The organism is Paenibacillus sp. GCM10027626 (assembly GCF_042676285.1).
GTDB lineage: Bacteria > Bacillota > Bacilli > Paenibacillales > Paenibacillaceae > Paenibacillus_Z.
This window is the reverse complement of sequence record NZ_JBHTHC010000022.1, coordinates 81,276-93,734: the sequence shown is the minus strand read 5'-3', so window position 1 is coordinate 93,734 and position 12,459 is coordinate 81,276. Positions and strand designations below refer to the sequence as shown.

Annotated in this window: 8 protein-coding genes; all 8 read left to right on the top strand. The window is 56.6% G+C overall.

What is annotated here, in order from left to right; genetic code table 11:
- Positions 1-3 precede the first annotated feature (3 nt).
- The 8 genes from ACFQ0N_RS30520 (at position 4) to ACFQ0N_RS30485 (ending at position 12,366) form a co-directional block, all read left to right on the top strand.
- The gene (locus ACFQ0N_RS30520) at positions 4-918 is read left to right on the top strand and encodes a carbohydrate ABC transporter permease (protein WP_379333617.1); all 915 of its coding nucleotides are present in this window, start codon (positions 4-6) and stop codon (positions 916-918) included.
- A gap of 2 nt (positions 919-920) precedes the next feature.
- Positions 921-1,781: a carbohydrate ABC transporter permease gene (locus ACFQ0N_RS30515; protein ID WP_379333615.1), complete on the top strand. Its 861-nt coding sequence runs from the start codon at positions 921-923 to the stop codon at positions 1,779-1,781.
- Positions 1,778-3,859 carry a YIP1 family protein gene (locus ACFQ0N_RS30510; RefSeq protein ID WP_379333613.1) on the top strand — a complete coding sequence of 694 codons (2,082 nt, stop codon included), beginning with the start codon at positions 1,778-1,780 and terminating at the stop codon, positions 3,857-3,859. Before ACFQ0N_RS30515 ends, ACFQ0N_RS30510 begins: the two co-directional genes overlap by 4 nt.
- Positions 3,846-6,071, top strand: a complete 2,226-nt coding sequence (locus ACFQ0N_RS30505; RefSeq protein ID WP_379333611.1) for a DUF5696 domain-containing protein — start codon at positions 3,846-3,848, stop codon at positions 6,069-6,071. Before ACFQ0N_RS30510 ends, ACFQ0N_RS30505 begins: the two co-directional genes overlap by 14 nt.
- Positions 6,068-6,961 carry a carbohydrate ABC transporter permease gene (locus tag ACFQ0N_RS30500; RefSeq protein WP_379333609.1) on the top strand — a complete coding sequence of 298 codons (894 nt, stop codon included), beginning with the start codon at positions 6,068-6,070 and terminating at the stop codon, positions 6,959-6,961. The genes ACFQ0N_RS30505 and ACFQ0N_RS30500 overlap by 4 nt, the downstream gene beginning before the upstream one ends.
- A 2-nt stretch (positions 6,962-6,963) precedes the next feature.
- Positions 6,964-7,935, top strand: a complete 972-nt coding sequence (locus tag ACFQ0N_RS30495) for a carbohydrate ABC transporter permease (protein WP_379333607.1) — start codon at positions 6,964-6,966, stop codon at positions 7,933-7,935.
- Positions 7,936-7,983: 48 nt separating this feature from the next.
- On the top strand, positions 7,984-10,716 hold the full coding sequence (locus tag ACFQ0N_RS30490; protein WP_379333605.1) for a glucosidase family protein: 2,733 nt from the start codon (positions 7,984-7,986) through the stop codon (positions 10,714-10,716).
- A gap of 99 nt (positions 10,717-10,815) precedes the next feature.
- Positions 10,816-12,366, top strand: a complete 1,551-nt coding sequence (locus ACFQ0N_RS30485; RefSeq protein WP_379333603.1) for a glycosyl hydrolase family 28-related protein — start codon at positions 10,816-10,818, stop codon at positions 12,364-12,366.
- The last annotated feature ends 93 nt before the right edge of the window (positions 12,367-12,459 follow it).

Below are 12,459 nucleotides of genomic sequence, written 5' to 3'. Positions count from 1 at the left end.
AATATGAACCGGCTTGGTTTGTTTTTCGCAGACATGTGGCGAAGCCGCGCCGCCTATCTGTTCCTGGCTCCGTTTCTGCTATCGTTTCTGTACTTTATTCTGTTTCCTGTCGTCATGGCCGTCTTTTTAAGCGTAACCTCTTATGACGGATTTACGTTTCCGCGCTTTGTCGGGCTGCGCAATTTCATTGCGCTGTTTACGCAGGATCTCGTGTTTATACAGCATGCGCTGCCCAATACGTTCCGGTTCGCGCTGATCGTAGGTCCCGGCGGCTACGTGCTGACGTTCCTGGTGGCGTGGCTGATCCATCAAATCCCGTCCCGAATCAGAGACTGGTTCACGCTTGCGTTCTACGCGCCTGCGATGGCCGGACCGGTCGCCTTGAACGTCGTGTGGATGGTCGCTTTCAGCGGCGACCGCGTCGGTTACGTGAACGATGCGCTGATCCGTCTCGGGATTATCCGGACGCCGCAGCTCTGGCTGCAGGATCCGAAATATTTGCTTATGATCCTGATTGCCGTTTCCATCTGGATGAGCTTCGGGGTAGGCTTCCTGGCCATGCTGGCCGGGCTCCAGACCGTCAATCCCGAATTGTACGAAGCCGGCCGGATCGACGGGATACGAGGCAGGTTGCAGGAGGTGTTCTACATTACCGTTCCGTCGATGAAACCGCAAATGCTGTTCAGCGCGGTGATGGCGATCGTCGGCACGCTTCGGGCAGGCCAGCTGTCCGTGCAGTTGACCGGGCAGCTCATAACGCCGCAATATTCGGCTCATTTAATTATCAATCATGTCGACGATTTCGCTTATGCCCGATATGAGCTCGGTTACGCCTCGGCCGTATCGGTCGTCCTCCTGCTTATTTCCTACGGGATGATGCGCTTAAGCTACCGGTTGTTCGCGCCGAAGGAGGAGTAATTTTGATTCGATATTGGAAGCGATTTTCATGGTCGAATGCCGCCTTCACAGCAGCGATGAGCGGATTTGCCTTGTTCATGCTGCTGCCGATCGTGTTCATTCTGAATCATGCTTTCAAGCCGTTGAACGAGCTATTCCAGTTTCCGCCTTCTTTTGTGGTGAAAACGCCGACCTTCATGAATTTTCAAAACCTGTTTATGGCGACGTCGGGGGACATCGTGCCGTTCACACGATACTTGTTCAACAGCGTCGTCGTTACGGGGCTGACGCTCCTGTCCGTCATTCTCGCAAGCTCGATGGCCGGTTATGCGCTGGCGAAGCACCGGTTCCGGTTCAAAACGACGATCCTGGCATTCATTATGCTCGCCCTGATGTTTGCGCCGGAAACGGTCGCGATTCCGCGCTACTTGGCCGTAAGCGGCTTGGGAATAACCGACACTTACCTGGGGCATATCCTGCCCTTCATCGCCAATCCGGTTGCGGTGTTTCTGATGATCCAATTCATCGGCCAAATTCCGGAGGCGCTCATCGAAGCGGCCAAGCTGGAAGGGGCTTCAGAACTTCGCTTGTTCGTCAGCGTCATCCTGCCCTTGGCCGCGCCCGCCGTGGCAACCGTGGCAATTCTTACCTTCCAGGCCGTGTGGATGGATATTGAAGGCTCAACATTTTACATGCAGGATGAAACGATGAAAACGCTGGCTTATTACGTAACGACGCTGACCGGAGGGGTACAGAATCAAGTGGCGGGGCAAGGGATCGCGGCTGCTGCCGGACTGCTCGTTTTTCTGCCAAATCTGCTCATGTTTCTGGCGTTTCAGAAATATGTGATCCAAACGATGGTCCATTCGGGGGTTAAAGGATGAGACATAATGCGAAACGGAGCATGGCGGCGCGGATCAAAAGAACCGGCATGGCGATGCTGCTCCTGGGGCTTGTGCTTGCAGCTCCCATTCAAGCGCATGCCCGGGCCGTGAACGATAACGTGCCGCTAAAGACGATGTACCACGATCCGTATACGAACGACAAGGTGCGAATGCAGAACGTGTACCGCGTCAGCCGGGTCGTGACCGGCCAGGAGACGACGGGCATCGCCTTCAACCGGCCCAACGACCTCTTTGTCGGGGAGAACGATCAACTGTTCATAGCGGATACGGGCAACAATCGGATCGTGGAACTGGACGCATCAGGCCAGTGGGTTCGCACGTACGGAGCAGATGAGGGGGACGGGAAGCTGAATGCCCCCGAAGGGGTGTTCGCCGATAGCCAAGGCACCGTATATGTTGCCGATACGGGCAACAAACGAGTCGCGGTATTCGGACCGAACGGCCATTTCCTGAGAGCCTACGGCAAGCCGGAATCGGAGCTGCTGCCGGAGCGTTATTACTTCGTGCCGAAAAAGCTGGTCGTCGATGCGCGCGGAGGACTGTATGTCGTCATCGAAAACTCGTACCAGGGGTTGCTGCGCATGGACCGGGAAGGCCGGTTCAAAGGCTTCTTCGGCGCGAACAAGGCGGAGCTGGATTTGATGTCCGGACTGAAGCAGAAATTTTATACGCAGGAGCAGCTCGACAAGGAGACGGCCAACCGGCCTCCGGCGGCGACGAATCTGGCGATGGATGCCTCAGGTTTTTTCGTGACGATTACCGGCGGGGGAGCGACAAGCCGTTTGAAACTGCTCGATGCTGCGGGGATCGACAGGCTGGGGGGCAAGGAACTGGATGCCGAGCTGGTCGACGCCGCCGTCGACCGAAACGATTTTTTGTATGCGCTGGACCGCAGGAAAGGCAATATTACCGTCTATGATCCCGAAGGCCGCGATCTGGTTGACTTCGCCCAATTGACCCAGGATACCTGGCAGAGAGGAATGCTGCGCTATCCGACAAGCCTTGCGGTGAACGCCAAAGCGGAACTATGGGTGGCGGACAGCCAAATGAACGTCATTCAGCTGTTTACGCGCACCGAATTCGGTGAAAACTTCTTTGCCGGAATTTCACACTATGTAAGCGGCGATTACGAGAAGAGCAAGCCGAACTGGGAGGCGGTGAAACAATCGAACGACATGATCCATATTTCTTACCAGGCGCTCGGGAAAATCGCCTTGTCCGAAGGGCGCTATGCCGACGCCATGCGCGATTATCGGCTGGCCTATGACGCCAAAGGGTATTCGGAAGGGTTCTGGAACGTCCGGCAGGACTGGATTCAATCTCGCATGCCCGCTGTGGCCGGCGTGCTGGCCGTTGTTCTCGTGGCGTTCCGTCTCACCCGGTCATGGAGGGCGGCGGCATGGCGAAAGATTCGCTGGCCGGGGGCCATGCGGCAAACCGGATCGGATCTGCGCGATGCGTTAAGGCTGATGATTCATCCGTACGAAGGCTTTTACCGGTTAAAAGAGCGGCGCGTTCCGCTGCTGTCGCTTGCCGTTCTGGTTGCGGCGGTCGTCGCGGCCAAGCTCGGTTCGCTGTACATGACCGGCTTTATCGCCCGTCCCGCCGACCGCGGCCATATCGACCTCACGCGCGAGCTGCTGCTGTTCCTGCTGCCTTGGCTGACCTGGGTTGTCGCCAACTATTTGGTCAGCACGGTCAAGGATGGCGAAGGGCGGTTTCGCGAAGTGGCGCAGGCAAGCGCGTTCTCCCTCGTCCCCTATGTCGTGTTTACCGTTCCTGTCGTTCTCGCGTCGAACGTGTTGGCCTTGGAAGAACAGGTCTTGCTGAATTGGCTGACAAGCATCATGTGGATTTGGATCGCGGTGCTGTTTTTTGTCATGACGCAAGTGATTCATCAATTCGATTTCATGGAATCGGCCAAGAACGCCATGACGACGGTGGTCACCATTGCGCTCATCTGGGTTTTCGGGGCGGTGATGTCCGGGCTGGCCTTTAATCTGTATAACTTCTTTTATCAAATCTACCGGGAGGTGCTGTTCCGTGGCTGGATCTAGCAGGCGCTTGATCCGATTGGGGTCGTGGTTCACCGCTGCCGCGCTGATCGCGGCTGCCGCGATAATTGCCGTCTCGAGCCGGGACTCCGCGCCGGATGATGCGGATCGGCAGGTGAAGCAGTCCGTCCCGGCGTTTCAGCGTGTGTACGATACAAGCTCGTGGACGCCGAACCCGGGTGCCGCCGATGCAGAAGGATTCGTGCCTGTACTGAAAGAAGGCGGGTTGTCGCTGTCGATTCATCCGGAAACGACGCAAATTACCGTACGGGACCAGTCAAACGGCTACGTATGGCGCAGCAACCCCGCTGCGGAGGCCGTAGCGCGGGAAACGGTAAAAGGGGCGCCGCTGGCCAACCTGCAGTCTCCTTTCATTCTGGAGTATGCCGAAGCGGACAAAACGCAGAGGCAAATTGCCAACGCGTTAAGGCCGAAGATACGCAAGAGCTTCGTCCGTTACGATCAAGGGCTGCAAGTGAATTATGAGTTTCCCGATTTGCAGATCGGGTTGTCCGTGCAGTACGAGTTGACAAAAGACGGCATGAAGGTGTCCGTTCCGGCCGACAGTCTTCAAGAAATGGGCGCATTTCGTATTTTGGCTATTGGTCTGCTGCCTTATTTCGGGGCCGCGGACCAGGCGGCGACGGACGGCTATCTGTTCGTTCCGGACGGTCCCGGCGGCATTATCGCCTTTAACGACAAGCGACCGTTTATCGGCGATAGCTACAACTACCCTATCTACGGAAACGACCGGGCCAATTTGCGGGAGGATCTGTCCGACATGCCGCGCGAGCCGATCCGCTACCCAGTGTTCGGATTGAAAGATGGCGGCAGGGGTTTCGTCTCGATCGTCACGGCAGGGGAGGCCGCATGCTGGGTGCGGGCTGTTCCGGCCGGGATGACGACGCTTCAGCATGCGATATACGCCAACTTCGTGTATCGCGTCGAATACGCGCAGCGTCTAAGCAAGCTGGCGGAGCCGGTGAAGGCGTTCCAGAAGCGAATGGCACGGCAGGATCTTGCCGTGGAATACCGCTTCCTGTATGGGCGGGATGCCGGTTATCCCGGCATGGCGCGCGAATATCAGCAATACTTGCTGGACACGAAGCAGCTGGCCGGGCCTTTGGAGCTGGCAGGGAAAATGCCGCTCGACTTGACGCTGTACGCCGGCGATGCATCACGGCGGTACGGCGGCACGTCCTATGTGCCGCTGACAACGTTCGAGCAGGCGGGCAGGATCGTCGACGATTTGGCGCAAAGCGGAATAAGCCATTTGCGGGTGAACGTCGCAGGCTGGCAAAACGGGGGGAGTTATGATCGCTTGAACCGATTTCCGGTCGAAGCCGAGCTGGGCGGCGAGCGGGAGGCAGCTAAATTCATCGACCGGGTGCACCGGCTGGGCGGGAAAGTGCTGTTCGAGGACGATATGGTTTGGGCCGACCAGGAACGGGGCGGAATGACGGAGAAAGGCAGCGGCATTCGGGGCGTGGACGGTACCGTGTATTCGGCCGACGGGGAGTTTGCGCTTTCCCCGATGCTGGCATACAGCTTGGCCAGGGAAACCTTGACCCGATTAAAGGAATTGGGTGTAGACGGCATTGTGCATGAAACTGCGGGCGACGATCTGTTCAGCGACTACAACCCGGAGCGCGAGTTCCGGCGCAATGATACGGCTGCCGTATTTCTCGGCATGCTCGCCGATACGCGTGAACAGCTCGGCATGACCGCAGTATACGGCGGCAATGCGTACGCGCTTCCGGCCGTGGATGCGATTCGCGGGTTGGCGCTGGATACGAATCAAGACTTTCTGGTCGACGAGGCGGTGCCTTTCTACCCGATGGTTCTGCACGGTTATGTATCCTACTCCGGCACTCCGGGCAATTTGCGGATTAACGATGCGGACGACGAGCGGCTGCGGGCGATCGAATACGGCGCCATTCCCTCGTTCGAGCTGACGCATGATTCGCCGCGCAAATTGGAGGAGGTCACCGCCGAATTTTTGTTCAGCAGCCAGTACGATATTTGGAAGAGCCGGATTGTTGAGGAATATCAGGCGTTCGACCGTCTTGCGCCGCTGCAGCACCTCCGAATTGTCGACCATGAGAAAGCGGCAGCGGACGTATTCGTGACGACATACGAAGACGGCACGCAAGTCCGCGTCGATTACAGGACACATACGTTCGAGGTCATTCAGGGGGAGGCGCCCGCATCATGAAGCGAAAAGACCGGAAAGCACGTTGGCTATATATTTGGAAGGAATACGGAACGGGCTATTTGTTCATGCTTCCCTGGCTGCTTGGATTCGCCGTCTTTATGGCGTTTCCGCTAGGCTGGTCGCTTTATTTGAGCTTCAACAAAGTGACGCTGACCGGGGAAGGCTTCCATTACGTCAGAGTCGGGTTCGGCAACTTTGCCGACGCGCTGCTGAAGGACAACGAATACCCGGCGGAGCTGTTCGCCTTCTTCATACAGGTGATCCTGATGATTCCGATCATCGTCATCTTCGCCTTGTTCGTCTCCCTGTTTTTGAACCAGAGGTTTGTCGGACGTTTTCTCTACAGAAGCATCTTTTTCCTGCCGGTCATCTTCGCAACAGGCCAAGTTCTGCTGGAGCTGTTCCGGCAAGGAGCCGGGGAAATGCCGTTCCTGAAGCAATACGGTATCGATCAGCTGCTCTATCCTTACGTCGGCAAGCAGCTTGCCGAGCCGATTCAAAGCGTGCTGGGGTCGATCGTGCTCATTCTCTGGTATTCCGGCGTACAGATTCTGATATTCATCGCGGCGTTCCAGACGGTTCCGCGGTCGGTTTACGAAGCGCTGCACATCGACGGAGCCACGCCTTGGGAGAGCTTCTGGAAAATTACGCTGCCATCCATTATGCCGTTCATCGCACTAAATACCTTGTATACAGTTGTGGACCTGTTCACGTTCCCGTCCAATCCGGTGATGAGGCAGATCTCGGCGAATATGTTCAAAATGGACACGGGCTACGGGTACGCCAGCGCGCTGGCCTGGCTGTATTTCGCCCTCGTCCTGCTGCTGCTCGGCGGCTGTATGCGGTTCATCGGGCGCATGCAATCGAATGCGTTCAAAGGAGGAGGATGAGCATGGCGCTTAAAGTTGCGATCCGCCGCAGCGTCAATGTCGCAAGAAGCTCTCTGCGCGGCAAGACGCCGCAGCTATGGAAGAAACGGATCGTCGGTACGCGGGGCAATGACGGATGGATCGCAAAGCTGTGCATCTATGCCGTTCTGTCATGCATTGCGTTTTTATATTTACAGCCTGTTCTGTATATGATCTCCACGATGCTCAAAAATTTGGTTGATCTGCTCGATCCGACGGTGCAGTGGTTTCCGCGCGTGCTTGAATTCGAAAACGTGCAAAAAGCGTGGAAGGGGCTCCGGTATCCCGAAGCGTTCTTCAACACGCTGGTCATCGCGCTGTTCGGCTCGATCTTTCAGGTGCTCTCCTGCGCCGTAACCGGCTATGCGCTGGCCCGGCTCAAGTTTCCGGGGAAGAAGATTATCTTCGCTCTTGTTATCTTGACGTTTCTAGTGCCGCCGCAAATCATTATCATTCCGCTGTTTATCATTTTCAGCAAGCTTGGCTGGTTGAATACGCCGCTGGTTTTCCTCGTTCCCGCCTTGTTTGGGCAAGGGATCAAAAGCGCGTTGTTCATTCTGATCTTCCGCCAATTTTTCAAATCGCTGCCGGCCGCACTCGAGGAAGCGGCGAAAATCGACGGCGCATCGACGTTCCGCCTGTTCGCGCGGATCATGCTCCCGCTTGCGCGGTCGGGCTGCCTGGTCGTCTTTCTGTTCTCGTTCATCTGGTACTGGAACCAATATTACCAGCCTACCATGTTTCTGACGGACTCGTTCATTCCGTTATCGATTCGGTTGAACGGACTGGAGCAGGAGCTGCTCGGCGTCCGATCCTATTCGGAATCGGCCAAGGCGCTGACGGAAGGCGTGAAGATGGCCGGCGCATTCCTTATCATTCTTCCGCCCTTGCTGCTGTATCTTGTGGCACAGCGCTGGTTTGTCGAAGGGATCGAGAAAACGGGGCTTGTGGAATGATGGTGACGGAACGAGTGTAGGTGGTGAACGAGAGACGGCAGTGAACGAATGAAGGCGGCAGAACGAACGCATGAAGGCGGAGGAGCGCTGGAGGATTATGCATTTATGCACCGCAAAGAAAACGAGAATGGGATTGGAGGAACGAAAGTGAACAAAAAGATTGCAGTGAAATGGAAGACAGGGCCCGTCAAGGGCGAGATCAGCGTAACCAGGGGCCGTTTGGCCGGGGAAGGGACACCTGGGGGAGCGGGTACAGAGGACGGGAAAAGCCTGCAGTTTGCCTTTGAGAACGACAGCGCCTGTCAATGGGAAATCGCAGTCCAAGAAGCCGACGTCCAAAGCGGGAAGGCGGCGATCGTGTTCGTGAACGAGGAGCGGCATCCGTTCAGTTTCATCCTGGACGACGTATCCCGCGATTACCCGATCTATATTCCTTCCTGCGGCGTCGTCGTCACGGAAGGGGACGATACACGGTCCTACGAGCAAATCGAACGCGATATCCGCGGCAGGGGACTTGTGACGAATCTGCAAAAAATGAATCTCGAACCGCAGGAATCGTATGAGGAAGCGGCCAAGCGAACGATAAGCATGCCCAGTCAAACCTGGCTCGGGTTATCCCGGGATATGCGGATTTTCAGTCTTGGTTTTCGCAAGGAGGACCTGACGAACGTCATTTGGGACTGGGTGGACATTCGATTGCACGGTTACGAAGCCGCCCTTCCGGAGAACCAAGACCGGCCGATACGGTATCAATATATGATTGGCCGCGGCATCGGCTGCAAGCATGAAGTGCATCGCAGGCTGGAGGAAGGCTGTCTGCCGATTCTGCACACAGAAATCGTCGATGAGGATATCCGCTATCAGTGCACGTCTTTCGTATCGCTTGAAAGCAGCCCGCTACAGGAGAGCACGGTCAGGGGAACGCATTATTTGGCAGCGGACAATTACGGCCGCGGAAGCATGTTTACGGACGCGCAGCGGGAGGCGCGCGATCAGGTATTGGAAGAGGAACGGGAACGCGAAGAGGAGACCGTACTGTACTTCCGGATCGAAGCGGTCAATACCGCTGCGGTTCCGCGATATGCTTGGTTTAAAAGCATCGAGCCCGGCGACGATTTCGCGGATAAGGCAGGGTGCTCGTTCGATAGCGAAACGGGCTTTGCGGCTTACGGGGCCGACCGGATCTTTTGCATGACGAAGGTGAACGGACGTCCGCTGGCCAATCCGGAGACGGCGGTTCTCATCAAACCGGGAGAGAGCGCGACGATCGAGTTCTATATGCCGCACCAGCCGCTGTCGCGGGCGCGCGCCGAGCAGCTCAGCCAGCAGCGCTTCGACGATCGTCTGGAAGAATGCCGGCAGTATTGGCGGGGGAAACTGGCGCGGGGGGCATCGATCAAGGTGCCGGAGCCGCGCATCGACGAGATGATCCGGGCAGGGCTGCTCCACTTGGATCTGATCTCTTACGGACTGGAGCCAGAGGGAACGATCGTACCGGCGATCGGCGTATATACGGCGATCGGCTCGGAGAGCTCGCCCATCATCCAGTTCATGGACTCGATGGGACGTGAAGACGTGGCCAAACGCTCGCTGATGTTTTTCATGGACAAACAGCATGATGACGGCTTTATCCAAAATTTCGGCGGCTACATGCTCGAGACAGGCGCCGCTCTATGGTCGGTCGGGGAGCACTACCGCTATACGCGGGATGAAGTGTGGCTGGCGGAAGTCAAGTCGAAGCTGCTCAAATCATTTCACTATTTGAAAGCGTGGCGAGAGCGCAATCTGAAGGAAGAATTGCGCGGAATGGGTTATGGCATGCTGGAAGGGAAAACAGCGGACCCGGACGATCCCTTCCGCTCGTTCATGCTGAACGGCTACGCTTATCTCGGCCTTAGCCGGCTGGCAGAGATGCTGGAGACGGGGGAGCCGGCGGCGGCAGAAGAAATAAGGACGTTGGCGGAGGAATTGAAACGGGATATTCGCACCGCTTTTGACGAGGCCGCCGCCCGATCGCCGGTCGTGCCGCTAGGAGACGGGAGCTGGGTTCCCACCTGCCCGCCCTGGGTGGGTCACAAAGGCCCCGTCAGTCTGTACGCAGAAGGAGGAAAGTGGTACACGCACGGCTCCTTTGTCGCGCGCGATTCGATTCTCGGTCCGCTGTATCTCCTCTTTCAGGAAGTGATTCGGCCGGATGATCCGGCTGCGGATTGGCTGTTGAATTATCATGTCGAGCTGATGCATGCGAGCAATGTCGCGTTCAGCCAGCCCTATTACAGCATTCATCCCTGGGTGCATCTCAAGCGCAACGAGGTCAAGGCGTTTTTGAAATCCTATTACAATACCTTCTCCGGCCTGGCTGACCGCGAAACGTACTCGTTCTGGGAGCACTTCTATTACGCCAGTCCGCACAAGACGCACGAGGAGGCATGGTTCCTCATGCAAACCCGCTGGATGCTCTACATGGAGGAGAGGGACACCCTGCGGCTGCTGCCCGGAATTCCGGACAATTGGATGGAGGACGGCAAGAAGATCGAGCTTACGGATGCAGCCAGCTATTTCGGCCCGATCTCACTGGACGTGCGCTCGCGCCTTGAGTCCGGCATCATTACCGCCCGGATCAGCTGCAGTTCGGACAGAAGGCCGAAGCGAATCGAACTGCGAATCCCTCATCCTTCGGGAAGGATTCCCGCGGAAATCGAGGGCGGAGCTTTGTCGGGCCATGAGACGGTAATCATCGAACCGTTCCAAGGAGAAGCGGCGGTTACTCTGCGTTATTAAGGAGGTGGTGAGGAAGGAGAAGTCGTTCGTACTACAAGCAATTGTCTTCAGGTCGCTGCAAGGAAAGTCCGCAAGGCAATCAAAAGGAGGCGAGTGAACATGAACGAGAGCAATAGAGACGATATGAACGGCAAGGAAGGCGAAAACGAAAAGGTGATCAGCAGAAGGGCGCTACTCGGTACGATCGGGACCCTGGGGGTTGCGGCGGCAATGGGCGGCATGATTTTCAATACGAGATTTCCTAGCCATACCGCCAGCGCCAGCGGCGCCACGACCACGACGACCGCAACAACCGATCACGTCTGCACTACTACGGGCGTCATCAACATGGCGGAATACGGCGCCAGCGGGGACGGCTCCGACGTGACGCTGCTGATCCAGAGCGCGATCGACGATCTGGAAAGCGCCGGCGGCGGCGTGATCTATTTCCCTAAGGGTACCTACGGGATCAGCGCCACCCTGGCGATTTCCAAAGCGATCAGTCTGTATGGCGACGGAACGGCCGGCGACAATCTGGACGCGACCGGGGGCGACCCGCTGCATATGCCGGTCAGTGTCATCAAGTGGGTCGGTTCCGCCGGCACACAAAACATGATCAAGTATAGTCCGGGTACGGATTACAGCTCGCCGAACCAAATCAGGGGCGCGCGCATTCAGAACATAGCCTTGGACGGCGATTTCAAGGCAGCCATAGGCTTGTATTTAGAACGCTTTTGCATGGGATCCGTCGACCATATCCGCATCATGCGAACGACCCAAACCAGCCTTCGCCTCTGGACGACATCGACCTTCCCGCACGACAACGTCATGTTCAATCTATTCCAGAACGTCATTCTGGAGCGGTCGCCGAACTGTTTGACGATCGGTTCCGATACGGCGGGCAGCAATGTGTGCCACAATACCTTTATTAACTTCGTAATCGATCATAACGGCTCCGACGGCTTTGTGCTGGGGGAGTCGGACAATAATACCTTTATCAATTTTTATTGCATCAACCGGCAGTACCCTTCGCATTATTCCCTTGTCGTCAAGGGAACAGATGCGCAGCTTGTGCCGACGTCGAACTGGTTTTATCACTTCCAAGGCTCGACATTAGTAAAAGCGGGGAACGAAGGCACCGGGTTCATCGGTTACGACAAATCGAACGGACAGCCCGATCCCGTTATTGAGGCCGGGGCGAAGGTGCTTATGTTTCAAATCGGCACGAATGCGTCCCATCACTTGCTGAACAACGTTCCGATGCGGAGACTCGGGGTGAAGCTCGACGGAACTGCGGTCGTCACCAACAACGGCCTTCCGGAAGAGAGTAATTTCAAGATCGACGCCGATTACGGGCATATGATGTCAATCACGCTGGACAACAGCACGAGAATGGGCGGGTTTCATCATAACCCGGACGGCAGCGGATTCGTCCAATGGGCCCAATTCAATAACCGCGGATTCGACTGGGTGAAGATTGGCAACAAAAAAATCGGGAACGGAGTGGGAGCGCCCGCCAGCGGTTCCTGGGCTCAAGGGGATCGAATCCTGAATACCGCCCCCTCCGAACAGGGAACGGCCGGCTCAAAATACATCATCGACGGCTGGGTGTGCGTCGCGTCAGGAACTCCGGGTACGTGGGTGGAACAACGGACGTTGACGGGTAATTAGTTGAGGAGAAACGGGGATCGGCTTGAAGAATTGAAGAACGATGCCTTGGAAAGGTCCGGATATCCGTTTGCACGTACTCTGTGCGCCTGGTTT